This window comes from Anaerococcus obesiensis (genome assembly GCF_016599815.1).
Taxonomy (GTDB): Bacteria; Bacillota; Clostridia; order Tissierellales; family Peptoniphilaceae; genus Anaerococcus; species Anaerococcus vaginalis.
In genome coordinates this window covers 1,362,629-1,389,086 of sequence record NZ_CP067016.1, presented here as the reverse complement: position 1 = coordinate 1,389,086, position 26,458 = coordinate 1,362,629, and the positions used below count along the sequence as shown (strand labels likewise).

The 26,458-nt window shown below is 26.4% G+C and carries 26 protein-coding genes and 1 pseudogene; 1 reads left to right on the top strand and 26 read right to left on the bottom strand.

From position 1 onward, the window contains the following. Positions 1-9: 9 nt before the first annotated feature. Genes I6H46_RS07000 through murB form a run of 5 tightly spaced genes read right to left on the bottom strand, consistent with a single transcriptional unit; the run spans position 10 to position 6,854 of the window. Entirely contained in the window at positions 10-3,459 is a 3,450-nt protein-coding gene (locus I6H46_RS07000) for a DNA polymerase III subunit alpha (RefSeq protein WP_019117961.1), read from the bottom strand. Beyond that, complete coding sequence (whiA, locus tag I6H46_RS06995; protein WP_019117962.1) at positions 3,459-4,376, bottom strand: DNA-binding protein WhiA; 918 nt, start codon at positions 4,374-4,376, stop codon at positions 3,459-3,461. Before whiA ends, I6H46_RS07000 begins: the two co-directional genes overlap by 1 nt. Positions 4,377-4,387: 11 nt before the next feature. Continuing rightward, on the bottom strand, positions 4,388-5,110 hold the full coding sequence (locus I6H46_RS06990; protein ID WP_019117963.1) for a tyrosine-protein phosphatase: 723 nt from the start codon (positions 5,108-5,110) through the stop codon (positions 4,388-4,390). Then, complete coding sequence (gene rapZ, locus I6H46_RS06985) at positions 5,098-5,952, bottom strand: RNase adapter RapZ (protein WP_019117964.1); 855 nt, start codon at positions 5,950-5,952, stop codon at positions 5,098-5,100. The genes I6H46_RS06990 and rapZ overlap by 13 nt, the downstream gene beginning before the upstream one ends. Then, positions 5,952-6,854, bottom strand: a complete 903-nt coding sequence (murB, locus tag I6H46_RS06980; protein ID WP_019117965.1) for a UDP-N-acetylmuramate dehydrogenase — start codon at positions 6,852-6,854, stop codon at positions 5,952-5,954. The genes rapZ and murB overlap by 1 nt, the downstream gene beginning before the upstream one ends. A 164-nt stretch (positions 6,855-7,018) precedes the next feature. Between murB and rpmB the strand changes: the two genes are divergently transcribed. Further along, entirely contained in the window at positions 7,019-7,207 is a 189-nt protein-coding gene (rpmB, locus tag I6H46_RS06975) for a 50S ribosomal protein L28 (RefSeq protein WP_004838566.1), read from the top strand. A gap of 101 nt (positions 7,208-7,308) precedes the next feature. On the opposite strand, the gene rpe is transcribed toward rpmB, so the two are convergent. The 21 genes and pseudogenes from rpe to I6H46_RS06870 form a co-directional block, all read right to left on the bottom strand. After that, positions 7,309-7,971, bottom strand: a complete 663-nt coding sequence (rpe, locus tag I6H46_RS06970; protein ID WP_019117966.1) for a ribulose-phosphate 3-epimerase — start codon at positions 7,969-7,971, stop codon at positions 7,309-7,311. Next, complete coding sequence (rsgA, locus tag I6H46_RS06965; RefSeq protein ID WP_019117967.1) at positions 7,965-8,828, bottom strand: ribosome small subunit-dependent GTPase A; 864 nt, start codon at positions 8,826-8,828, stop codon at positions 7,965-7,967. Before rsgA ends, rpe begins: the two co-directional genes overlap by 7 nt. Then, positions 8,825-10,828 carry a Stk1 family PASTA domain-containing Ser/Thr kinase gene (gene pknB, locus I6H46_RS06960; protein WP_019117968.1) on the bottom strand — a complete coding sequence of 668 codons (2,004 nt, stop codon included), beginning with the start codon at positions 10,826-10,828 and terminating at the stop codon, positions 8,825-8,827. Before pknB ends, rsgA begins: the two co-directional genes overlap by 4 nt. Before the next feature lie 7 nt (positions 10,829-10,835). After that, positions 10,836-11,564, bottom strand: coding sequence for a Stp1/IreP family PP2C-type Ser/Thr phosphatase (locus I6H46_RS06955; protein ID WP_019117969.1), 729 nt, complete (start codon positions 11,562-11,564; stop codon positions 10,836-10,838). A 2-nt stretch (positions 11,565-11,566) separates the two neighbouring features. Next, complete coding sequence (gene rlmN / locus I6H46_RS06950; RefSeq protein WP_026074041.1) at positions 11,567-12,598, bottom strand: 23S rRNA (adenine(2503)-C(2))-methyltransferase RlmN; 1,032 nt, start codon at positions 12,596-12,598, stop codon at positions 11,567-11,569. Continuing rightward, positions 12,595-13,875: a 16S rRNA (cytosine(967)-C(5))-methyltransferase RsmB gene (rsmB, locus tag I6H46_RS06945; RefSeq protein ID WP_019117971.1), complete on the bottom strand. Its 1,281-nt coding sequence runs from the start codon at positions 13,873-13,875 to the stop codon at positions 12,595-12,597. Before rsmB ends, rlmN begins: the two co-directional genes overlap by 4 nt. A gap of 1 nt (position 13,876) precedes the next feature. After that, positions 13,877-14,836, bottom strand: coding sequence for a methionyl-tRNA formyltransferase (fmt, locus tag I6H46_RS06940; protein WP_051008242.1), 960 nt, complete (start codon positions 14,834-14,836; stop codon positions 13,877-13,879). Continuing rightward, positions 14,808-15,272: a peptide deformylase gene (gene def, locus I6H46_RS06935; RefSeq protein ID WP_004838558.1), complete on the bottom strand. Its 465-nt coding sequence runs from the start codon at positions 15,270-15,272 to the stop codon at positions 14,808-14,810. The genes fmt and def overlap by 29 nt, the downstream gene beginning before the upstream one ends. An 11-nt stretch (positions 15,273-15,283) precedes the next feature. Next, the gene (gene smc, locus I6H46_RS06930) at positions 15,284-18,814 is read right to left on the bottom strand and encodes a chromosome segregation protein SMC (RefSeq protein ID WP_200225709.1); all 3,531 of its coding nucleotides are present in this window, start codon (positions 18,812-18,814) and stop codon (positions 15,284-15,286) included. Further along, positions 18,801-19,877: pseudogene (locus I6H46_RS10465) on the bottom strand (elongator complex protein 3). Before I6H46_RS10465 ends, smc begins: the two are co-directional and overlap by 14 nt. Further along, positions 19,870-20,586: a ribonuclease III gene (gene rnc / locus I6H46_RS06920; protein ID WP_070607148.1), complete on the bottom strand. Its 717-nt coding sequence runs from the start codon at positions 20,584-20,586 to the stop codon at positions 19,870-19,872. The pseudogene I6H46_RS10465 and the gene rnc overlap by 8 nt, the downstream one beginning before the upstream one ends. Then, positions 20,586-20,810 carry an acyl carrier protein gene (locus tag I6H46_RS06915; RefSeq protein ID WP_004838554.1) on the bottom strand — a complete coding sequence of 75 codons (225 nt, stop codon included), beginning with the start codon at positions 20,808-20,810 and terminating at the stop codon, positions 20,586-20,588. The genes rnc and I6H46_RS06915 overlap by 1 nt, the downstream gene beginning before the upstream one ends. Then, a complete protein-coding gene (plsX, locus tag I6H46_RS06910; RefSeq protein ID WP_019117977.1) occupies positions 20,807-21,781 on the bottom strand; it encodes a phosphate acyltransferase PlsX in 975 nt (324 codons plus the stop codon). The genes I6H46_RS06915 and plsX overlap by 4 nt, the downstream gene beginning before the upstream one ends. A 48-nt stretch (positions 21,782-21,829) precedes the next feature. Then, on the bottom strand, positions 21,830-22,009 hold the full coding sequence (gene rpmF / locus I6H46_RS06905; protein WP_004838552.1) for a 50S ribosomal protein L32: 180 nt from the start codon (positions 22,007-22,009) through the stop codon (positions 21,830-21,832). A gap of 69 nt (positions 22,010-22,078) precedes the next feature. Continuing rightward, positions 22,079-23,266, bottom strand: coding sequence for an acetate/propionate family kinase (locus I6H46_RS06900; protein ID WP_004838551.1), 1,188 nt, complete (start codon positions 23,264-23,266; stop codon positions 22,079-22,081). A gap of 11 nt (positions 23,267-23,277) precedes the next feature. Next, positions 23,278-24,192 carry a hypothetical protein gene (locus I6H46_RS06895; RefSeq protein WP_019117978.1) on the bottom strand — a complete coding sequence of 305 codons (915 nt, stop codon included), beginning with the start codon at positions 24,190-24,192 and terminating at the stop codon, positions 23,278-23,280. Positions 24,193-24,410: 218 nt separating this feature from the next. After that, positions 24,411-24,659 (bottom strand): type II secretion system protein, encoded by a 249-nt coding sequence (locus tag I6H46_RS10060; protein ID WP_234287329.1) that lies wholly within the window; start codon positions 24,657-24,659, stop codon positions 24,411-24,413. Continuing rightward, complete coding sequence (gene comGE / locus I6H46_RS06885; protein ID WP_019117980.1) at positions 24,656-24,970, bottom strand: competence type IV pilus minor pilin ComGE; 315 nt, start codon at positions 24,968-24,970, stop codon at positions 24,656-24,658. The genes I6H46_RS10060 and comGE overlap by 4 nt, the downstream gene beginning before the upstream one ends. Next, positions 24,963-25,370: a type II secretion system protein gene (locus tag I6H46_RS06880; protein ID WP_019117981.1), complete on the bottom strand. Its 408-nt coding sequence runs from the start codon at positions 25,368-25,370 to the stop codon at positions 24,963-24,965. Before I6H46_RS06880 ends, comGE begins: the two co-directional genes overlap by 8 nt. Before the next feature lie 7 nt (positions 25,371-25,377). Next, positions 25,378-26,073 (bottom strand): prepilin peptidase, encoded by a 696-nt coding sequence (locus I6H46_RS06875; protein ID WP_019117982.1) that lies wholly within the window; start codon positions 26,071-26,073, stop codon positions 25,378-25,380. Beyond that, positions 26,070-26,453: a prepilin-type N-terminal cleavage/methylation domain-containing protein gene (locus I6H46_RS06870; protein ID WP_019117983.1), complete on the bottom strand. Its 384-nt coding sequence runs from the start codon at positions 26,451-26,453 to the stop codon at positions 26,070-26,072. Before I6H46_RS06870 ends, I6H46_RS06875 begins: the two co-directional genes overlap by 4 nt. Positions 26,454-26,458: the final 5 nt, after the last annotated feature.

Here is a 26,458-nt window from a genome sequence, read left to right as displayed (position 1 = left end):
GTTTCTCCTTTAAATTAATTTAACATTATCCTTCCCAAGTTTCAACTTCAGATAATTTATTATATCTGAATTTTGGTCAATCCACAAGCTTTTATCAAGTTTGACTGTCTTTTTTTTGTCAGAAAAATAAATTATCACTGGTGTGCTACCATGGTTACTCATTAGATCTTTTCGTATTTTATTATACCTTACATATTCCATTTTTATATACAAATTTTTAAAAGAATTTTCATCAATTTCTTTTATATTTGATACAATCAATTTCAACTCATCATCACTAGATTGTAGATTTCCACTAACCATCACAAGTGTATCATTTTCAATTATATTTTTTACATCTTTATAAATATTTGGAAAAATTATCATTTCTATTGATCCAGACATATCTTCCAAAGAACAAAAGGCCATCAAAGTGCTTTTTTTTGTCATAGTTTCAGATTTATTTGTAATAATTCCTGCCATCCTTACATTTTTATTATCAAATTTATCTAAATCTACCGGTCTTAGCTCACTTAAAATTTCCGTCGTGAAATTTACATAATTTTTTAAATTATTTCCTAAAGAATTTAAGGGATGATCTGAAATATAAAAACCTAAAACTTCCTTTTCTAATTTTAATTTTTGCTTATTTTTATATTCATTAACTGGTGGAAATTTTATGTCATCAATTATTTCTTCTTTGTTTTGGTCAAAATCTAGTAAATTCATTTGACCTTTTAAATTTACTTTTTCATTATCATGAATTGATTGGAGAGCTGTTTCGTGGACTGCCATAAGCTCTGATCTTTTGTATCCTAGGCAGTCAAATACTCCTGCTTTTATTAGAGATTCCAAAGCTTTTTTATTTAAAACTGTTGGATCATTTGCCTCAATTCTTTCTAGAAAATCTTTAAAGCTTTTAAATTTTTTCTCTTTTCTTAAATTAACAATCAAATCTATTAAATTTTCTCCAACATTTTTTATAGCTGAAAGACCAAATACTATTTCATTTTCACTTGCTACAAATCTTCTTTTTGATTTATTTATATTTGGTGGAACAATTTTTATTCCAAGTCTTTTTGCCTCTGAAATATATAAATAAACTTTAGAAGAGTTGCCCATAATTGAAGTCAATAGATTTGCCATGTATTCTTCTTTAAAATAATATTTCAAAAATGCAGTTTGAATAGCTACTAAGGAATAAGCTGCTGAGTGAGATTTGTTAAAGGCGTATTTTGCAAAAGAAATCATTTCGTCGTATATCTTATTGGCATTAATTTCTGAAATACCATTATTTACACAACCTATCACTTCATATTCTCCACTTTGATTTTTCTTTCCGTGAACAAATATTTCCCTATTTGCCTCCATCACGCTCATTTTCTTTTTGCTCATAGCTCGTCTTAGATTGTCAGCTTCCCCAAGTGAAAATCCAGCAAGTTTTTGTACAATTTGCATAACTTGCTCTTGGTAGACAATTATGCCATAAGTTACTTCAAGAATTGGTTTTAGGGCTTGATCTATGTAGGATATATTTTCTGGATTTATTTTATTTTTTATATAATTTGGAATTTGATCCATTGGTCCTGGCCTAAAAAGTGAATTTGCCGCAACCAAATCATCAAATCTTGTTGGTTTTAAATTTTTAAGAAAATTTCTCATACCAGCTGATTCAAATTGAAAAATCCCAACTGTTTCAGCCTTGGTAAATTGACTTATAACTTTCGGATCATTTTCATCAATTGCTCCAAGATCAATATCTATATTTTTATTTTTCTTTATATCCTTTATTGTATCTTGAATTACTGTAAGATTTCTAAGTCCCAAAAAATCCATCTTTAACAAACCCAATTCTTCAATTTCTGTCATATTAAATTGGGTAACTATCTGATCGTTTGATAAAGCTAGAGGAACAATATCTGTTAAAATTTCCTTGCTTATAACAACTCCTGCTGCATGGATTGATGTATGCCTTGGTAAGGCTTCGATATTTCTTGCAGTATCTATCATTCTTTTTGTTTCAACATCATTTTGATATTCGTAAGCTAACTTTTCAGTAGAATCAAGAGCCTTATCAATTGTCATTCCTATTGCTTGAGGAATTAATTTTGCTATTTTATCAACCTTATTGTAGGAAATATTCATAACCCTTCCCACATCTCTTATGGCATTTCTTGCTTGCATCCTACCAAAAGTTACTATTTGCGAAACATGATCTCGTCCATAAAGTTCATATACATATTCAACTACCTTATCCCTATTTTCATAGCAAAAATCTATATCAATATCAGGCATTGAAACTCTTTCTGGATTTAAAAATCTTTCAAAAAGCAAATCATATTTTAAAGGATCAATTTGTGTAATATCAAGAGCATAAGATACAATTGAACCTGCTGCTGATCCCCTACCAGGTCCTACTGCAATCTTATTATCTTTGGCATATTTTACAAAATCCCAAACTATCAAAAAATAATCTACATAACCCATATTATTTATTACGTCGATTTCTTTTTTTGCTCTTTTTATAATTTTTTCATCTAAATTTTTGTATTTTTTTATAAGACCTTCTTTTACTAGAATTTTTAGATATTCAAGATTTGTTGTATCTTTTGGAAGTTTTGTAAAATATGGTAGGTGAGGATTATGAAATTCTAGGCTAACATTGCACATAGCAGAAATTTTTTGTGTATTTTCAAAAGCTCTTGGAAATTCTTTAAAAATTTCTTCCATCATTTGAGAATCTTTTAGATAAAATTCATCAACAGGCATTTTCATCCTATTCTCATCTTCTAATAAAGAACCTGTTTGGATACATGATAAAACATCTTGATAAAAGGCATCATTTTTTTCAACATAATGGACATCATTTGTGCATACCAGTTCTATATCCAAATCCTTATGAATTTGAAGTAATACTTCATTAACTTTTTTTTGTTCTTTTAAACCATGATATTGTACTTCCAAATAAAAATTTTCTTTGCCAAATAAATCAAGATATTTTTCGGCTGTAGAATATGCTTTTTTTATATCATTTTCTAAAATTCTTTGATTGATTTCTCCATTTAAGCAAGCTGAAAGACCTATCAAGTCTTCTTTGTATTCTTTTAAAACTTCAAAATCTATTCTTGGCTTATAATAATATCCTTGTGTGTAAGCTTTTGATACGATTTTTAAAAGATTTTTATAGCCATTATTATTTTTTGCCAAAAGGATAAGATGGTAATATCTTTTATTTTGGGGAGTTTTTATTTTATAATCATTTTCACAAATGTAAACTTCACAACCAATTATTGGTTTGATATTATTTGCTTGGCATTTTTTGTAAAATTCAATTACCCCGTACATATTCCCATGGTCTGTTATTGCACAAGAATCCATTCCAAATTCTTTTAGCTTTTCCATTAATTTATCAATTTTTGTAAAACCATCTAAAAGTGAATATTCTGTATGAAGGTGGAGGTGGGTGAAATTATTTGTCATTATTCCTCACTTTCTGCAAGTTTTATAAGTTTTTGGAGTCTGTAATTAACCTTAGCTTTTGAAAGGGCTGGCGTCATCATTTTGCCCAATTCTTCAAGAGAAATATAAGGATAGGCAAGCCTTAATTCGGCAATTTTTTGCAAATCTTCTGCTTGATTTTCTAAAATATTTTTTTCTTTCAATTTATTTATTGCATCAACTTGCCTAAAGGCTGCTTTTACAGTCCTATCAATATTTGCCTTGTCGAAATTTGTTTGCCTATTTATGTCATTTCTAATAGACTTCATTGCCCTTACATTTTCTAAATCAAAAAGTGATTTATTTGCTCCAATTAAAGCCAAAAAATCAGAAATTTTATCAGAATCTTTTATGTAAACACAATAAGAATCATTTCTCAAATTTAATTTTGGATTTATAGAAAATTCTTCCATGATTTTTCCTATCAAAAGTGCTTCTTCTTTTTGTTGAACATTTATTTCAAGATTATAGCCCCTATAGGGATCATTAATTGAGCCTTTAAGCAAAAATGCCAATTTTAAAATAATCTTTTTTTCATTTCTACTTTTGATATTTTCAAAGAATTTTTCAAATTCATATAAGCTATAAGAATCTGCAAGTGCTAAAATTTTATCTGCCACTTCACTATCTTCTACCAAAACAACATAAGACCTATCTTTTGAAAATTTTCTTTTATTTTGGATTTCCATAGCTGGAGAATAGTTATATTTTTCTTTTATAATCTTGTAAATATACCTTGCTTCTATGTTCTCGCTTGCCTTAAATAAAATTTGGTAAGAATTATTCACTATCCTAATAGAGCCTTGAAAATAAAAGTAGGCTAATAATTCCATATCAATCTCTTTATAATCAGGCTCTTTTTTTAATATTTCTTTTTTACATCTTTTTGAAAAAGACATATAATCACTCTCTATTCAATCATTTTTTCTTTAATTTTTTCTATAATTTTCTTTTCAACACCTGCATATTCTAAGTATGCATCATAAGTTCCATATTTTCTTTGTATATATTCCATGGCTTCTTTTATGTTGTATGGAGAAGTTATCCTAAAAACTGATTCGTTTTCATTTTGCCCATACATGTCTACATAACCCAAATTAGCAGAAGAAATTTCATAGTCAGCCATAATATCTGTCCTAAAAACTCCTACAAGTCCAAATAAAATCATAGAAATAATTCCAGTTCTATCTTTACCTTCTTGGCAATGAAAAAGTACACTTCCATCAGCATTTGCCATTATTTCAAAAATCTTTTTAATAGCAGGAAAATTATCAATTAATGTAATATAAGATTTTCCTATTGTATCTTTTTTTTCAATTAATCTTTGGATTTCTTCTTGGCGCATTGGCCTTGGAGAAAGCGATACATTGTAATGAGAAAATTTTTCTTTTAAAATTTTGATTTTTTCATAATGATATTTGATTTCGTCATCACGTCTTAAATCAATTATTGTTGATACATTTAAATCTTTCAATAAATCCAAATCTTTTTTTGTGCAAGAATCAAGATTTGCACTTCTAATAAAAGATTTCCAAGAAGTAATTTCCCCATTAATGGTTGGATAGCCTCCCAAGTTTCTAGCATTTTTTATATTTTCAAATGGTAAAATTTTTAAATATTTTATTTTTTCCATTTTTCCCTATCCCTGTGTTTTCTCACAACTATATAATCACTATCCTTGAGTTTTTCATAAATTTTCTCACACATATAAACTGACCTGTGTTGACCACCTGTGCAACCAAATCCAATAGAAATTGAGTTTTTGCCCTCTTTAATAAAATAGGGAATAAGCTTTAACAAATTATCATACACCAAATTTTTAAAGTCATTTGCAATTTCAAAGCCATCAAGATATTCTTGTAGTTTTTCGTCAGTTCCATTTAGGTGCTTTAAATCTTTTATATAAAAAGGATTTGGTAAAAATCTCAAATCAAATACTACATCAACATCAAGGCTTAGACCATTTTTATATCCAAAAGAAAATAAATTTATAATGAAATTTTCTTTATTTTTAGAAAAATTAAGGAGAACTTTTTTTAAATCCTTGTTATTATAAGAGCTTGTATCAATTATAATATCTGCCATTTCCTTAATTTTTTTCAATTCCCTTTTTTCCTTCATAAGACCATCTTTTACATCTCCAAAAGAACCCAAAGGATGAGGACGTCTTAGTTCATTATATCTTTTTAAAATTGTTTCATCTTGACTTGTAAGATAAATTATTTTAGTATCTTCGTTTATTTTTTTGAGATTTTCCAGATTTTCTACCAAATTTTTATCAACTTTTATAGACCTAAAATCAACAACACAAGCAAGCTTGTCTATTGGTTTTTCCTGCTGTTTATTTAATTTTATAAAACTTTCCAAAAGTGTTGCAGGAACATTATCCATAGCATAATAATCAAGATCTTCAAAAATTCTAAGAGCTGTCGATTTTCCAGAGCCACTAAGTCCTGTTATTATTTTTACCTTCACTATTTTTCTCCTATGACTTTAACTTCCCTTTCAAGTTTAAAACCAGTTTTTTCAAAAACAATACTTGCAACTTCCTCAATAAAATTGATCATTTCCTCATAACTTGCATTGCCATTATTAATTAAAAATCCACAATGTTTTTCGCTAACTTGACAATCGCCTTTTCTATAGCCTTTCAAACCACATTCATCAATTAATTTTGATGCGAAAGAGCCTACAGGTCTTTTGAAAGTAGAGCCTGCAGATTTTTTATCAAGAGGTTGTTTTGTAACCCTTCTATTTGTAAAATCCTCATATTTTTCATAGATTTTTTCTTTATCATCTTTTTTCAATTCAAAAACCGCCTCAGAAACAACCAAATCATCATCAAAAACCTTAGAATGTCTATAAGAAAAATCCATATCCTCATTAGAAACTTCTAAAATTTCCCCAGTTTTAGAAACCAATCTTACACTTTTAATTATATCTTTCATCTCAACGCCATAAGCTCCTGCATTCATAGCAACAGCTCCACCAAGGCTTCCAGGAATTCCAGAAACTTCTTCCATGCCAGTTAGAGAATTCTCAAAAGAAAATTTGCTAGCTTTTGATAAAAGACATCCCGCACTTACTCTCAACAAATTTCCATCAAGAGAAATTTTATCATAATTTTTAGAAATAATAATAACACAACCCCTAATTCCTTTATCAGTAACCAAAATATTTGTCCCATTACCAATGATTGTTGTTTCTATATTATTTTTTTGATTAAATTTAATCAAATCTACAAGTTGGTATTCTTCTTTTACTTCCACCAAGACATCTGCTTTGCCACCAATGCCAAAATTTGTATAATTTTTTAATTGTTCATCAAATTTAATAATTCCAAAATCTTTATTTTCATACAATGACTTATAATCCATAAAGCCTCCTTGTCTAACTACTTACTAAAATCTATTTTTATTATACTCTTATTTGATTTTTTGTCTGTTTTTCTATATAATAGCAAGTAGCGATTATATTTGAAAATTTGATATAAATTTGATATAATAACTAAGATATTTCTAAGACATTGGAGGTGTAAAGTATGGCAAGAGAATGTGATATCTGTGGAAAAGGTACAAAATTTGGTAACAAAGTTACTTTCTCACATAGAAGACTAAATAGAAACTTTAAACCAAACGTTCATAAATTAAGAGCTAAAGTTAATGGAAGCGTAAAAACAATCAACGTTTGTACTAAATGTATAAAAAGCGGAAAAGTAGAAAAAGCTTAATAAGAATTTTATAGTGCTATAAGCACTATTTTTTCATTAAAAAAATCTCTTTCGAAATTATAGAATAATAATTTCAAAAGAGATTTTTAATTTTTATTTTTTTATTCATTTATTATTTTTTTATATTTTTCAACTTGTCTAGAAATTGAATTTTCATTATTAGAAAAAATATCAGAACCACTTACAACCAAATCAACACCTGCATCAATTACTTTTTTCAAATTAAAATCTTTAATTCCCCCATCGACTTCAATAAGGCAAGATAAATTTTTTTCATCGATAAGTGCTCTGATTTTTTTAATTTTTTCTAAAGAATCTTCCATAAAAGATTGACCGCCAAAACCTGGTTCAACGCTCATAATAAGACACAAATCAATTTTTTCTAAATATGGAATGATTTTATTTATATCAGTTTTTGGTTTAAAAGTAAGACCAACTTTCATACCAAAAGATTTAATTTTTTCAATAGTTTCATCCAAATTAGAGCAAGCCTCATAATGAATTGTAACTATATCAGATCCACATTTTTTAAAATTTTCAATATATCTTATAGGCTCTTCAATCATCAAGTGAGTATCAAAAACAAAATCATTATCTTTTCTAATCGCTTTTATTATAGGAAAACCAAAAGAAATATTTGGGACAAATTTCCCATCCATTACATCAATATGAAGATATTTAATATTAGATTTTTTCAATTCGTCTAAATCTTTTTGCAAATTAGAAAAATTTGCTGATAAAAGTGATGGGGCTATCTCTACCATGTTTGTCTCCTTTTTTTTATTTCTTCAAACAACAACAAATAATTTTCATACCTAGTTTTTTCAACAAATCCTTTTAAAAGATCATCTTTAACTTTACACTTTGGTTCATTGATATGATTACAATTATTAAATTTACAAGAATTATTATCAAATTCTTTAAAACAATATTTTAAATCTTTTTCATCATCAATAAAATCAATATCAAAACTATCAAAGCCAGGTGTATCAAAAATATTTGTATTTTTTCCTAAATTAAAAATCTCAATATGTCTAGTTGTATTTTTCCCTCTCTTAGATTTTTCTGAAATCGTGCCGATTTCTATTTCATCTTCTACAAGATTATTTAAAAAAGTAGATTTGCCGACACCAGATGATCCAGAAACAGCAGAAGTTTTTCCATCCAAAATTTTTAAAATTTCATTTTTAGGAAAATCATTATAATTGTCAATAAAAACCAATTTATAACCTATTTTCTCATACATTTTTATAAATTCTAAATCTTTATCATCTGCCAAATCTTTTTTGGAAACTATTATTACTACATCAATATTTATATGTTCACACATAGCTAGGTACTTATCAATATTAAAAAGATTAAGGCTAGGATTTTTTATAGTAATAAAATATAAAATTTGGTCAATATTTGCTATATTTGGTCTTTTAATTTCATTTTTTCTATCTAAAATTTTTGTAATATAGCCTTTAGAATTTTCTGTAACATCAAATTCTACATTATCTCCAACTAGAGGTTTTATATTTTTTTTTCTAAAAACTCCCCTAGCCTTGCACATAAAAGTGTCAAGTTCAGTTAGAACATAATATATTTCTTTTTGTGATTTTATTATTTTACCAATCATCTGTTTACTTCATAAACTCCTTGAGACTTATCATCTACTAAAATCTCAACTTTAGTGCCTACAACAGATTTAAAATCTAAATTAATATTTCCACTAGAATCAAGCTCTGATGAACTATGATTTTCATTATATAAAAGATCTGTTCTTTGGTTACTATCAGATATTTTATAAACTTTTACATTAAAACTATCTTTATCTTGAGGTCCTTTTATTGTAAATTTTACATTTACTTGCTTTTGCTTATTTTGATTTTCTTCATTGCTGTCATCTTTATTTGGATCTTTTCCATTTGAAACAACAAAATCAATTTTAGAGCCTTCAGCAACTTGAGTGCCAGCAGAAATAGATTGTTCAATTACAATTCCTTTTTTATAATCATCCGAATATTCATAAGAAATATTTTCTACTGTAAGATTTGCATCTTTTGCAACATTGATTGCGTCTTTTTCGTAAGAGCCTATAAAATAAGGAACTTTTACATTTTTAACTTCAGGTTCTTCTTTTCCCAAACTTATTGTAACATCAACTTCACTACCTGCTTGAACTTTTTCATTTTTTTCAGGATCTTGCTCAATAATTTTATCTTTTTCAACCTTATCGCTATATTCTGTATTTGTTTTTCCTAATTCTAGATCATGTTCTTTTAATTTTTCTTCAGCTTGATCTAAAGTTAAGCCAGAAAGATTTGGAACTTTAACTTCTTTTCCTTGGCTTATAACAAGATTTATAGTTGTGTTTTTCTTAACTTTTGTTTTTGGACTAGGATCTTGTTCCATTACCTTGCCTTTTTCGTAATTAGAACTATTTGCATAGCGAGATACATTTGCCTTTAGATTTTTTTCTTCCAAAATTTCTACAGCTTCTTCTTCACTTAAATTTATAACTGTAGGCACTTGTACCATGTCTGAATCTTTTGATTTTGCATAAAAATATCCAGCCACAATAACAGCAAGTAGCATCAAAACAAATGGCAAAATCTTTCTTTTATTTGATTTTTTTTCAGATTTTTTATCCGAATCATCAGTTGGTGTTACATATACAGCTTCATTTTCTTCTTTTTTAGGTTTTTGTTTTTTCTTTTTATTTTCAACTACAGGAATAAAAGATGTTTCTTCTATTTCATCTTTTGGTTTTTGAATTTTTGCTGTATCTTCTTTTTTGAAATATCCTATATCATAAGAATTATCTTCTAATGCCCTAATTAATTCTTTAGCACTTTTAAATCTTTCTTGTGGATCTTTTTGAAGAAGTTTCATTATTATGTCATTTAATCTTGGAGATAAATTTTCATTTAATTTGATTGGGCTTTCTGGTTCATCTTGGATATGCATAACTGCAATTCCAACTGAATTATCCGCATCAAATGGAACTTTACCAGTTGCCATTTCATACATAACAACACCAAGAGAATATAAATCTGATTTTTCATCAACAAATTTGCCCTTGGCTTGTTCTGGAGAAATATAATGAACTGTACCCAAAATTGATGATGTGTAAGTGATAGTTGCATTTGTAGAAACTCTAGCTATCCCAAAATCTGTAACTTTTAATAAGCCATATTTATCCATCAAAATATTTTGTGGTTTTATATCTCTGTGAATAATATTTGATGAATGAGCTTGATTAAGTGCTTGTGCAATTTGAATTGAATAATCCACTATATCATGATTAGATAGATTTTTTTCCCTATCAATTTTATCTTTTAGCGTTTCTCCATCAACATATTCCATTACTATATAATGAATTTTTTTGCCTTCAATTAAATCTTCGCCTATATCATAAACACTCACAATATTTACATGTGTAAGTCTTGCTGCTGATAAAGCTTCATTAGAAAATTTCTTTACAAATTCTTCATCTTCAGCATATTGATCTTTTAAAATTTTTATTGCTACATCTCTTTGTAGAAGTCTATCAGTCGCCTTATAAACTTTTGCCATTCCTCCTACACCAATAAGATCTTGCAATTTATACCTATTACCTAAAATAATATTGTCCATACTTACCTCAAATCAAAATTGTAGTTACAGTGATATTATCATGTCCACCATTTTTAATCGCCAAATCAACTAGGCTTGATGAAATTTTATCAGCAGTAGAATTATTGGCAATAATAGCTTCTATTTCTACATCACTAACTTCATTTGTCAAACCATCAGTAACCATAAGCATTATATCACTATCTTTCATATCCAAAGACCTAGAATCTGGTCTGATTTTACTTCCTACTCCAACTGCTCTTGTTATAGTAGACTTATTTGCAAAATTTTCTGCTTCATCTTCTGTAAGAGAGCCTGAATCTATAAGATCATTTACCAAAGAATGATCTCTAGTTATAAGTTGTAATTTTTTATCTGAATATATGTAGCATCGAGAATCACCAATGTGTGTTATATGATAAGATTTTTTTTCATAATCTATGCAAACACAAACTACAGTTGTTCCCATATTTGCATATTCTTCGTATGATTTTGATAAAGAAAAAATTTTATCATTTGCACTTTGTAAAGCTTCTTCTTGCAAGTCAATAATAGAAGAAAAATCTTTAATATTAGAATTTTTTATATATTCTAAATAATATTTTGCTGCAAGTTTTGAAGCAATTTCTCCTCCATTATATCCACCCATACCATCGGCTACAATAAAAAAACTATAATTTTCCAAATCAAGATTTCCATAATAATCCTGATTTTCGCTCCTTACTTTGCCGATATTTGAAATAGTACTAAATTTCATTTCTACCTCGCATAGTTATTTCTAAGTTGTCCACATGATGCATCAATATCTGAGCCCATTGATCTTCTTATAGTTGCATTTAAACCCCTAGTTGATAATTTTTTTTGAAATTGATCCATTACATTAGACTTAGTTTTTGAATATTTAAATTCTTCTATTGGATTTAAAGGAATAAGATTTATATGAATATTTTTACCTTTAAAAAGTTTCTCCAATTTATCAATGTCTTCTTTTAAATTATTTACCCCATCTATGACAACATATTCATAAGAAATTCTTCTTTTTGTTTTTTCAAAATAATAATCACAAGCTTTAACAATATCTTTTATTTTATATTTTTTTGCACTTGGCATATATTCCATTCTTTTTTTATCAAAAGCATAATGTAGGGAAACAGCCAAATTAATATCATATCCCAAATCTGCAAGCTTATAAATTTTATCAACAAGTCCCACAGTAGAAATTGTTATTGCTCTGTGAGATAAATTTCTTCCATTGTCATCTGTAATTATTTTAATAAATTTTTCTATATTTGAAAAATTGTCTAAAGGCTCTCCTATTCCCATGACAACAATATTATTAATATCTGAATTTTCTCTTTCTAAAAGATAAATTTCTTCTATTATTTCAGATGCTAATAAAGATCTTTCAAGACCATTTTTAGTAGATGCACAAAATTTGCATCCCATTTTGCATCCTACTTGTGACGAAATACAAATCGTATTTCTATTATTGTATTCCATAAAAACAGCTTCAATAATATTTTTATCATCAAGTTCAAATAAATATTTTTTTGTTTTGTCTAAGTTAGATTTAAATTCTTTTAAAATTTTAATCTTTGGAAAATAGAAAATTTGATCTAATTTTTCCCTCATATCTTTTGACAAATCAGTCATTTTAGAAAAATCATTTATTTTATTTACATGAATTTGCCTAAAAACTTGTTTTACCCTAAATTTTTGAAATCCTAAATTTAAAAAAATTTCTTCTAATTCTTTGATAGTTTTGTCATTTATTGTTTGTTTCATAATCATATCTTTTCAAATTTCGTAAAGAAAAATCCATCAGTTTCATCTTCAAAACTATTAAATTCCAAGTAATCTTTTCCATTAATTTTTATATTTTTAAGCCTTTTTTTCTTAGATAAATAATTGAAATTATCTTTATTTTCAATACTTCCAATTGTACAAGTAGAAAATACCAAAATCCCACCTGTTTTTAAATATAAAAAAGCCTTATCCAAAATATTTTTTTGAAGTTTTGAAAGACTAATAACATCTTCCATAGTCCTATTATATCTTATCTCTGGTTTTCTATCCATAACCCCAAGACCAGAACATGGCAAATCGCATAAAATATAATCAAATTTTTCTTTGTATTCTTCCTTTAAAATACTAGCATCAAAATTTGTAATTTCTATATTTTTTAGTCCCAACCTTTTAATATTTTCATTTATTTTTGATAATTTATTAAAAGAAATATCATTCGCAATTATTTTTGATGAATTGTCGCAAAGCTCAGCTAATAAAGATGTCTTTGTTCCTGGAGCTGCACATATATCTAAAATATTTGAATTTTTTTTAGGATTAAGAATCTCACAAACTTTTATAGAAGCTTCTGATTGGATTGTAAAAAATCCTTTTTTAAATTCTTCTGTGCTTGCTAAAGACTTAGGATTTTTAATTACAAGGCTTAAAGTCGAAATCAAAGAGTCTTCTACAATATATCCCTTATCTTCCAAAAGATTTTTTAATTTTTCTCTTGTGATTTTTGTTTTATTTATCCTTATAGATAATTTTCTTTCCTTATTTAAAGAATCTAAAAATTTTTGAGTATAATCTTTCCCGTATGAATCATTTAAATATTTTATAATCCACAAAGGCATGGAATATTTTATCGAATTAAATTCTTCATCATTTTCTATATTTATTTTTGATAAATTTTTTTCATCTCTTATATATGATCTTAAAATAGCATTTACAAAAGATTTTGATTTAAAAGAAACTTTTTTGGTAAGATTTACTAATTCATTTACTATTGCATAATTTTTTCTATCTAAAAAATGAATATTATAAATTCCAATTAACAAAATAAGTTTTACTTTTTTGTCCAATTTTTTCACTTTTATTTTTGACAATTTTGCCAAAATGTACTCAAGATATAACTTATTTTCCAAAACTCCATATATATTTTTTGTTATATAGGAAATGTCTTCTACTTTTTTTGCTATTTCATTAATAATATCTGTAGATTTTTCGTTTTTGTAGGAAATTCTATAAAGACCATCTAATATTAATTTAAAATCTTCCATATTATCCTAAATAAATTCCTTCTTCAAAATCATTTCCAAGTAAAAAAGATTTTGTGTCCATAGCTTTTTTGCCTGGAAATTGAATTTTTTCAATTATTATCCCACCATTTTTACAGCCAATAATAATTTTGTCATTTTTGTTAGCCTTATATACAAAAGATATTTTTGGATTTTCAATTTCAACTGGGCTTGCTTTTAAAATTTTTACATTTTCATTTTTATATGAGAAATATGCTTTTGGAAATTCTACAAAAGCTCTAATTTTATTTATTATTTCTTCTTTTGATTGATTAAAATCAATCTTTCCCATTTCTTTTGTAATTTTTTTTGTAAAAGTTGCCTTGTCATTATCTTGCTTTATTCTATTTTTCATAAACTCATCATAATTTAATACAGACTCAAGTATAACTTCACTTCCAATTTTTGATAGTTTTTCACTTAAAGATGTAAAATCATCTTCAGCCTTTATTTCAACTTCTTTTTGATTTAAAATATCTCCAGAATCCATTCCTTTTTCTATAAGCATAGCTGATGCATGAGTTTTTTTGTCACCATTTAATAGGCTAAATTGTACTGGACTAGAGCCTCTGTATTTTGGTAGAGATGATGGATGCAAGTTGATTATTTTATTTTTATATTCTTCTAATAATTTTTCTTTTATCAACTGACCAAAAGCAACTACTACTATATAATCAATATTTTTTTCTTTTAATAAATTTATAAATTCATCTGTGTTTACACTATCTGGAGTAACAACTTCAATATTATTATCCAAAGCATATTGCTTAACTACTGTTGGCTTAAATTTATTTCTATTTCTTTTTTTATCTTTTCCACTTACAACTAAACTTAGGTTTATATTTTCGTTTTTATTAAGAATATCCAAAGTTTCTAGTGAAAACTTTGGACTTCCCATAAAACATATATTTATTTTATTCGTCAAATTTAACTTCCTCTTCATAATTATCTATAAATAAAATCCCATTTAAATGATCAATTTCATGGCAAAGAGCTACAGCTTTTAGGCCTTCAGCTTCTATTTTTTTCTCATCTCCATTTTCGTCTAAATATTTTACAACAACATGGGCAGGTCTTTTTACATTTGCATTGAAATTTGGAACCGAAAGACATCCTTCAACTCCAACTTGTTCTCCATCTTTTTCAATAATTTCTGGATTTACAAGTTTAATCAAACCGTCTTCATCTCTAACATCCACAACTATAACTCTTTTTAAAAGTCCTACTTGTGGTGCTGCAAGTCCAACTCCATCAGCCTTATACATTGTTTCTGCCATATCATCTAATAAAATTTTAATTCTATCATTAACTTCTTTTACTTCTTTTGAAGTTTTTCTTAAAATAGGATCTCCAACTTGTCTTATATTTCTAATTGCCATTTTTTCTCCTTCTATTTTTCATCATCAAAATCTATTGAATAAATTTTTGAAATTCCACCATCGCCAATTGTGACTCCATGAATTTTTTCTGCCAATTGCATGGTAGTTTGTCTGTGAGTTATCATTATAAATTGTGTTTTGTCAGATAAGGATTTTAAATAATCTATATATCTTTTTATATTTGATTCGTCCATAGCCGCATCAATCTCATCTAATAAAGAAAATGGAGCAGGATTTGTTTCAAATATTGCAAATAATAAAGCTACAGCCGTTAGTGATTTTTCTCCACCAGATAATAGGCTTATATTTTTTGTACTTTTTCCTGGAGGGCAAGCGGATATATCAATCCCCGCATCTAATAAATCATTTGAATCAAGGCTTAGCTTTGCCTTTCCTCCCATAAACAATTCCTTAAATATCCTTTGAAATTTTTCATCAATTATATTGAAATTTTTGATAAATTCATCTTTCATATCTTCTTCAAGCTTTTTTATCATTTTTTCAATATCTTTTTTGGACTTTTCAAGGTCAATTTTTTGCTTATCTAAAAATTCAAATTCTTTGTATGCTTTTTCAAAATTTTCTTTTGAATTTTCATCAAAAAATCCGACTTGAGTCAATTTTTTTTGAAGATTAAATAATTCTTCCTTTTTAATTTGCTTTGAAGAATTTTCGTAATTATTTTCTTTTAATTCTTCTAGAGATTTTGAAATAAATGGTCTAATTTCATCTTCTAAATTTTTCAAATCCTTGCTTATAGCTTCAAGTTTGTAATTAAACTTCACTATTTTCATAGAATATTCATTTAATTCATTTTCTATATTTTTAGATAGAGATAATAACTTATGATTAGAGTTTTTCTTCTCATCAATTTCCATAGAAATCTTTATTTTATTTTTCTCGTCTTCTTTTACTCTTTCTTTTGTATCTACAACTTTATTTTCACAAGCACTTATTTCTTTTTCTAAATTTATCAAACTTTCTTCTAAAGATTTTTTCATCTTTTGATTAAATTCTATATTTTGTTTCAAATTCAAAAGACTATTTTCATCTTCACTTATCCTATTTTCTAAAATATTTAAATCTCTTGTATTTATTTCAATACTATTTTTGTTTTTAAATATTTCGTTGGATAAATCATTTATTAGTTTGCTATTTTCAATAGATTTTTCCTTTAAAATCTCATCTTCTTTTTTTACATTTGAAAGTTTTAATTTGATTTTTTCTATATCTTTAAAATTTTCTTCTTCTTTTGATTCTTTCAAAGATTCTTTTAACTCGTCAATTCTTTGAATTAGACTTTGCTTTTGATAATTTTTTTTGTCAAAAATAGACCTTATATCTATTAAATTCTCATTAGCTTTTACTAATTCATCTTCTTTTTTTTGCCTTAATCTTTGATTTTCTTCTAATTCTATATTTAAAGAATTATAATTTTCTAATAAGTCATTTCTCTCGTTTCTTAACTTATTTATCCTAGATTTAATTTCATTTATTTTTTTATTTCTATTTAGGATATTAATATTTGATTTTCTAGCCTTATTAACTCCGGCAACCATTGAACCCCAAGTATTAATTAAATCAAGATTTAAAGAAATTATCCTATACCCCTTAATTTTATTTGATAAGCTTACAGCATCGTCTATATTTTTTACAACAACTGTATTAGAAAGAAAATGATTAATAATATTTTCAAGTTTTGAATCAAAACTAACCAAATCATAAGCCATAGCTATAACTTCTTTTTCTTCAACTCTAGCTTTTTTATTTTGTTTTATTGAATCCAAAGGTAAAAATGTAATTCTGCCAAGCTTATTTTTATTTACAAAATTAATTATCTCCCTAGTATCTTTTTTTGACCATGTTACAATATTTTGAAGCCCTTGACCTATAAGATTTTCAATTATCTCTTCATAACCTGATTTTACAGTTATAAGATTTGCTAGGGTATTTATATATAATTTTTCAATCTCTGTATTTTTGGTTTTTTTCAAAAAATCTGAAACAGAATAAAAATACCCTTCATTTCTTTCCATCAAAGACTTTTGTATCTTATAATTTGATATTTCTTCTTTGCAAGAAAGCTTGTTTTGGTTAATTGCTTTTTCCAAATCATCTTTTTTATTTATTTCATTTAAAATTTTTTCTTTTATTTTTTCAAGATTTGTATTTTTTTCTTCAATATATTTTGAAAGATTTTCTTTTTCTTTTTCCAATTCATTTAAATCTTTGCTAATATTTGACAAATCAGAATTTAATTCTTGAATTTTTTCATTGATTATCTTGTTATTTTCAAATCTTTGTTTTTCAAGAATTGTTCTTGTTTTTTGATCTATATCATAGTCATATATTAATTTATTTAAATCTTCGCCTTCTTTTTTTAATCTTTCAATTTCTTTTTGTATTGAAGATAATAAAGCAATACTTTCATCTTTTTTCTCAGATAATTTTCTATTTTTTTCTTCTAAATTCCTTATTACATTTTTCGTATTTTCAAGCTTATCTTTTTGGTTTTTTAGTGAAAGCTCATAATTTTTAAATTTCTCATCATAAGATTTAAAATCACTGTTATTTCTTTCTAAATCTTTTTTATTATAAGACAATTTTTGCCTATCAAGATTTATCTTATTAGTGTACTTATCAATATTTTTTTCATTATCTAAAATACTTTGGTTAAGATTTTTATATTTATTTTCTAAATCTCTGATATTTTCTGCTATCGGCAATAATGATTCATTTATTTTATCAAATTCTCTAGTTTTTTCTTCTTGATTATTTTTTAAAATTTTAATTTGTTCAATTAAATCTTTATTTTTTTCGTTTAAAGACTTTGATTTATTTGCATAAAATAAATATGCTTTTTCATTAAGCAAGCTTTCAATTTCAGTATATTTTTCAAAATTTTTCGCTTCAATTTCAAGCTTATTTTTATCCTTATTTTTGTAGTCCCATTCTCTTTGGATTATCTCAAGATCTTCATCAACCTTAGATAGTTTTTTTAGGGATTCTTCTCTTCTATATTTGTGAGTTGCAATTCCACTTGCTTCTTCAAAAATATTTCTTCTTTCTTGATTTGATGAATTTAAAATTTCATCAATTCTTCCTTGACCTATTACAGAATATCCTTCTTTCCCAATACCTGTATCCAAAAATAATTCTTTTATATCTTTAAGTCTTACTCTTTTTCCATTTAACCTATATTCATTGTCGCCATTTCTAAAAATTCTTCTAGAAATTTTTACAAGATCATAGTCACTAGACAAAGCCCTATCTTTATTATTAAATGAAAGATTTACTTCCGCCATATTCATAGGTTTTTTATCATCAGCTCCTTGAAAGATTACATCATCCATCTTCTTTCCTCTCAAAGATTTTACTGATTGTTCACCTAAAACCCATTTTATGGCATCTGCTATATTTGATTTCCCAGAACCATTTGGACCAACTACAGCAGTTATTTGATTATCAAATTTTATTTTTGTCCTATTAGCAAAGGACTTAAATCCTTTAAGTTCAACACTTTCTAATCTAATATAAATCACCACCGTAAGTTTTTTCTACAAATTCTCTCATAAAATTTTCAATATCATAGGAGATTTTTTTATCCTCATACTCTATAAAATTATTTTCATCATTTTCAAAATTTATAATCAAGCCATATTTTTTGTAAAAATAATTTTTGTTTGCTTTTTTATTTCCAGCTATTATTGAAATTTCTCTGTTTGATATATGAATTTTTATCTTATCTTTTAGCCTATATTTATTTATTAATTCTTCCAAATAAATTTTGTGAATATTTGTTTCAACCAATTGTCTAATTGAAGGATGAAAAGGCCCTGCAACAACATCTTTTTTTTCATTTATATTTTCTGTTGGTTGAAGTCCTATTCTTATTACTGGAATTTTTTAGTATGAATAAATCATATAAAGCCTACTAGATATTTCAATAGCTTCATCCAAGCTAAGAGCTTTATATAAACCTTCTTTATATAATTTTTCAAGTTTTGTATCTTTTATAACCAAAGTTGGATATATTCTTACCATATCAGGATTCATTTTTATAGACTCTAATCCTGTTTTGATAGCTTTATCAAAAGAATCCTTATAAAGACCAGGCATGATTTGATGACCTAATTTGAAACCATAATCTTTTATTAATTTGCTTGCCATAATTGAATCTTCTTTACTATGACCTCTCTCATTTGCATTTAATATTTCATTATCAAGCGATTGTATTCCAAGTTCAATTACATCAACTTCATATTTTTTTAATATATCAAGAATAGAATTATTTATATAATCAGGTCTTGTGGATAATCTGATTCTATCAATAATTCCCTTCTTTTTATAATTAAGTGCAATTTCAAGATAAGAAATCATTACTTTTTCATCAAGACCTGTAAATGAGCCACCAAAAAATGCAATTTCTTTAAGATTTTCATTTTTTGGAAAATATGATAAGTATTGATTAATTTGCCTTATAGTATTTTCTTTATTTATATTGTCCTTATAATTTGTAATTTTGACTTGATTGCAAAAAGCACAATCGTGGGGACAACCCAAAAATGGTATAAAAATTGGTATTATATATTCTTTTTTACTCATTTGTCAACTTCTTATAAGCGATTCTTGCTGCCATTTGTTCAGCTTCTTTTTTATTTTTTCCCTTGCCAGTGCTAAGTTTTTTATTTTTGGCTGAAACTTCCATATAAAATGTTTTATTATGCTCTGGTCCTTCTTCTTTTACAAGTTTATATTTTAAAATTATTCTGTTTGTCTTGTTAAAATATTCTTGTAATTTTGTTTTGTAATCAATAAAAAGCAAGTCATTTTCTAGAAGTTCTTTTACAATTTCATAATAATTTTTCATTAAAAAATCTTTTAGAAAATCATACCCTGCATCAAGATAAATAGCAGCACAAAAAGCCTCAAAAGTATCTGCTTTTACAGATTTTTTTTCTCTACCATTATGACTTTCTTCTCCTTTTCCAAACAACAAATATGAAGATAAATTAAATTTTTCGCTTGCTTTTGAAAAAGATGAAGTACAAACTATCCTTGATCTTATTTTTGTTAATTTTCCTTCTGGATATGTTTTGTGATTTTTGTAAAGTTCTTCGCTTACAATTAAATCAAGAATGCTATCTCCCAAAAATTCCAATCTTTCGTTTGATGATTTATTTTCATCCTTGCTCTCATTAATATAAGAAGAGTGAGTAAGGGCTACATCAATAAGATTTTTATTTTTAAAAATGTAGCCTATACTCTCTTCAAGTTTTTCAATTTCTTCTAATCTTTCTTTACTTAATTTCATTAATTTTTGCTTTCTATTAAAGATATTACATCTGAAAATTTTTCGATTTCATCTAATTCGTCATCAGAAAATTCTATGTCATACTTATCTTCAATTGCCATAATAAAATCAAGCATATCGATTGAATCTATGTCATAAGCTGTGATTTCTTTTTCAAAATCAATTTCATCTTCATTAATATCTAAATTTTCTTTTACTAATTCAATTAATTCTTCTCTTATCATTCTAATTCTCCTTTTATTTTTTCTATTGTATTTGTATTTACATAATCGATTAGACCTAAAATAGCTGAGCTAAATGCTTTTTCATTAGAATTGCCGTGAGCCTTATAAACATATTGGTTTACTCCCAAAAGTGGAGCTCCTCCTATAGAATCTGAGTTATATTTTGATAAATTTTCTTTTAAAGAATTTTTTATCAAGGCACCTCCAATTTTTGTTGAAAATGATTTGTAAATTGCATCTTTAATTTCCTTACTGAAAAGACTAATTACACCTTCTGCAGTTTTTATAGCAATATTTCCGTCAAATCCATCAGCTATTACTATATTAGTCTTGCCAGTAAACAAATCTCTTGCTTCAATATTTCCTTTGAAATTTATTGAAGATTCTTCCAATAATTTGTAAGTTTCTTTTGCTAATTTGTTTCCCTTGTGTTCTTCGATTCCAACATTTAAAAGTGAAACTGTAGGATTTTCTATATGAAGTACATTTTTTGCAAAAACACTTCCCATTATTGCAAATTCTTTTAAAAATTCTGCTTTGCAATCCATATTTGCCCCAGTATCCAATAATAAAGTTGTATTTTCATAAGTTGGTAGGCTTGTTGCTATGCAAGCTCTTTTTATTCCTTTAATTCTTCCAGAAATAAATAATCCGCTTGCAAGAATTGCTCCTGTTGAGCCTGCAGAAACTAATCCATCGTAACCATCTTCATTTAATTTTTCGAAAGCTTTAACCATTGTAGAATCTTTTTTTCTTCTTATGGCCTTTACTGGATCTTCATTATTTTCAATTTTGTCTTTAGCATCTATTATTTCGTAGGATTTTATTCTTCCATCAATAATTTTTTCTATTTTTTCTTTATCTCCAGAAAAAACTGGCACAAAATCTTTTTCTTTTAAAGCACTAATTGCACCTTCTATTGGAATCTTTATTCCGTCATCTACTCCATAAGTATCTATAATTATCTTCATAATTTCCCCTTATTTTTGATATTAAAAAAAGATAGTGTTACCACTATCTTAATTTAACTCAAGAACTTCTTTGCCTTTATGATAACCACAGCTTGGACAAACTCTATGTGGTAACATTGGTTCATGACAATTTGGACACTCTACATAAGTTGATTTATTTAATCTGTAAGCTGAAGCTCTTCTTTTATTTTTTCTTGTTTTTGATGTTCTTCTCTTAGGTACTGCCATTCTAACACCTCCTAGTTATGAGTTTTAGCAATCTTAAACATTATATAAGTAAATGTTAAAATTGTCAAGCTATACTAGTTTTTTAGTGTCTCTTGCAATCATTAATTCTTCGTTTGTTGCTATTACAAAAACTTTTACTTTTGAATCGTCAGTTGAGATTAAATGACAACCGCCACGAACATTATTTTTTTCTGGATCGATTTTGATTCCAAATTGTTCAAAGCCTTTCATTATGTCAGCTCTCATTGTTGCAGAATTTTCTCCGATTCCACCAGTAAATACAATTGCATCAGTTTTTCCGATTTCTGCCATATATCCTGCTACATATCTTTTTGCTCTGTTAGCAAACATTTTTAAAGCAATATCTGCTCTTTTATTTCCATCATTTGCAGCATTTTCAAGATCTCTAAAGTCTGATGATACTCCAGAAACTCCAAGAACTCCTGATTCTTTATTTAGGACATTGTCCATTTTTTTTGTATCATATCCATATTCATTCATCAAAAATGTTACAACTGTTGGATCTAAATCTCCACTTCTTGTTCCCATTACAAGTCCTTCAAGTGGTGTAAGTCCCATTGTTGTATCAAATGATTTTCCTTCTTTAACTGCACATATTGAAGATCCATTTCCTAAATGGCATGAAATCATATTTAAATCTTTTTGATCTTTTTCTAAAACTTTTGCTGTTTTTTGTGTGATGAAATCATGGCTTGTTCCATGGAATCCATATTTTCTAACAGCTTGGTCTTCGTAGTATTTATAATCAATTCCATAAAGGAAATTTTCTTCTGGCATTGATTGGTGGAATGCTGTATCAAATACTGCCACATTTTTTACATTTGGTAGAAGTTTTTCACAAGCTTCAAGTCCCATCATATTTGCTGGATTGTGTAATGGTGCAAATTTTGAATATTCTTTTACAGCTTCTTTAACTTCGTCATCAATTACAACAGATTTTGTAATTTTTTCTCCACCATGAACAAATCTATGGCCAACTGCATCTATTTCAGATAAATCTGAAATCACACCATTTTCTTTATCAGTTATAGCATCAAATACGTGTTTAACTGCTTCAGTATGGTCTTTCATATCTTCTTCAATTATATATTCGTCGTCGCCTTTTTCTTGTTTAAGTCTTGAGCCATCTATTCCAATTCTTTCTACAAGACCCTTTACTAAAACTTCTTCATTGTCCATATCAAATAATTGATATTTTAAAGATGAAGAGCCACAATTGATAACTAATATTTTCATTTATTCCTCCATTAAAATACTTTTTTTGATTTAATTTCAATAAATTTTGGATTTTCTATATCATCAATATAATCTAGTGATTTTTCTTTATTGTATGAATAATCAACTATATTAGTGTAATCATTTTTTGATATTAATTGCCCATCTATAATAAGTTTGCTATTATTTTTTGAAATAATACCGCCTTTTATTATAAGCAAACCATCCAAAACTAAATCATTTTCCAAAATCAAATCTTTACCAATAATTACTATACCACTAATTCGTCTAGGTGTCTTAATTTTATTGGAAAAATTTTTTTCTTCATTTGATAAATTGCTCTGATTTTTCTCTAAATTATCATCATTTGAAATTTCGCTTGATGTAATCTTTTCTTTCTCTCTTTTTACAATTAATTGTCCACCAATTTTTAAAAATCTCTTTTCTAAATCATTTTCTAATTTTAAATTTTCAAATTCTTCAAATTTATTTTGTTTGAATTTTAAATTTTTGTAAAATTCGTCGAAATTTTCATCAAGTATTATTTTTTTATTTTCTCTTAGCGCATACTTATTTCTTAAATCCAAAACCATTTCTAATATAGCCTTTGAATTTCCAATTTTTTTTACACTTCTTAATACAAATTCTTTTTTATTTTGTTTTTGAATTTTTACTTCTTCTTTTTCATCAAAATAATAAAAATAAAATGGATGCCACAAATTGTCATCATTTTCATTTACTATCTCAACATCTTCCAACAAAGTTTTTTTATCATCTACAATTATGGAATAAAGTGATTCTAATTGGTATATAGCTTTTTTCCTATTGTACAAATCCTTATTCGAATCATTGTTATTTATCGCCTGCTCGTATATGAAGGTTAGGCTTATTGATAAAAGAAGTAAAATTATCAAAACATAAATGGATAAAAAACCTCTTTTTTTCATTCAAGCCTCCTTATATAGGTTTTGTAATTTGAATTTCCTTCTTTTTCATAAAAATCAATATCTATTGAAAATGAATCATCATTTTTGTCATAAGATATATTCGAATCACTACAATATCCTATTGGGATTTTTATTTCTCTCTGGCTATTTGAATTTAAATTATTGATATAAACGTATAATTTTTTCCCATTTTGTTCAAATCTATATGTAGACTTATTTTAGCCTTCACTAATTAATAATTTGAAATTATTTTCATTTTTAAAGTCAATTATTTTATCTGATTTTCTTATAACATTTTCTATATATAAAATACAATTTGTTGAATTTTTATAGTCAATTTCATCCTCATAGGCTTTTTTACTAATTGAAAGATTTGTTTTTACAATATTATTTATTAAAACTATAAGGATTGAACCAATAGCTATTGCACAAATTAATTCTAAGAGGGTAAAGCCTTTTTTTCTCATTTTTTTACCACCACTTCCAAATTATATTTATCACATCTTACTTCTATATATTTCAAATTTTCATTGTATGATTCAATACTTGTATTAATTTTAAAGCCATTTTCTAAGTCTTCATATTCTCCTTCATCTCTATTTTTTGATTTTTCTAATACTTCTTGCATTGTAAATAAAATTTTAGAATCGTCTTTTATTTTTCTGGAATTTTCATAAATTGAAAAAAGTGATGGAAGCAGGTAAATGCTTATTATGCTTATAAGAGCTAGAGCAATAATTATTTCAATCAAGGTAAATCCTTTTCTAGTTTTATTCATATCTTATCCTTCCAGCAATCGGCGATACTATAATAGAATATTTTTTGTTAGAAGAAGAAAAATAAATCGTACTTGCTCCCTCTACACTTCCTGTTGGTCTAAATACAAAAGTATTTTTTGTGTTTGCTTTTATATATTTAAAATAAACTTCTTTTACCATTTCATTATCATCAGCTCTTTTTATTGCGTAATTATTAATATCTATATTAATTTTATATTTATAACCTGTAACTAGAGATTTTTCTCTGCAATAATTTATGTCAGCTTGCAAGTTTTCAATTTCTTTTCTTTCTTGAAGTTTTGGTATCAAACCCGATTTTATTAAAATCACACTTGAAATCAAAGAAATTATAGCAAGTGTAACTATTAATTCAATTAAGGTAAAGGCTCTTTTTTTCATAAACACCTCACAAAAGACTTATAATATAAGCAATAAATATATAAATACAAAATGGAATCATTATTTTCATTGATTTTTTCTTGATAGCTATTATAATTGCAAAAATCGCTCCAATCCAAATAGAGCCTAAAATTAAATATAAAATTCTTTCATTTTTTAAAAATAAAAATAAGGCTAAATAGAAAAAATAATCTCCATCTCCTATATTTTTCTTAGATATGAAATAGATTAAAAAATATAGGAAAGTAAAAATTAAAATAATTTTAAAAAATTCAAAATCAAATCCCAAATAAAAAATTCTATATATTAATCCAATAAAAGCTAAAATATAAACATATCCCATATATATTTCCATGCTTTTTAAATCAATCATAGCTATTACAAAAGAAAAAATTAGAGATAAAAAAATCAAACTTCCTTCCATAAAAGTTTTTTCTTTCATAGCAAATATAAATAAAAGACCCCCTATTATTTCATAAAGAATATATGAAAATGGGATCTTTTTTTGGCAAAATCTACACCTTGCTTTTAAATTTATGTAAGAAAAAATAGGTATAAGATCTCTTTTTAATATTTTATTGTTACAAAATGAACAATGACTTGGTGGATAGGCAATATTTTCTCCTCTAAGAGTTCTATCACACAATAAATGTGCAAATGAACCGAATATTGCTCCCAAGAAAAAATAAATTATATTAATCATTTATTTTTCTCTTTTAGATCAAGTGTATCTGGCACAATTGTAATTGTTGAATTTTTAGGATTAATTGTTACCTTATATTCACTTGCATCTAGTCCAATTCCTTTTGGAATCTCAGGCCATTTTTCTACATATTTAAGTGCATCTTCACTTTCTTTTGTCCAAGTTACTTCGCCATCATTTACATTTAATTCATTTAATTTTACGCTAGCTGCAGTTTTTAACATTGACACATTCGCATTATGAGCAGTTATTGCCGCTTGTTTTTTTGATTTTTGATATTTTGGTATAGCTATTGCTGCAAGTATGGCTATAATTGCAATTACAATAATTAATTCAATAAGAGTAAATCCTCTTTTTTTATTTTTAAATTTTTTAAACATTAACT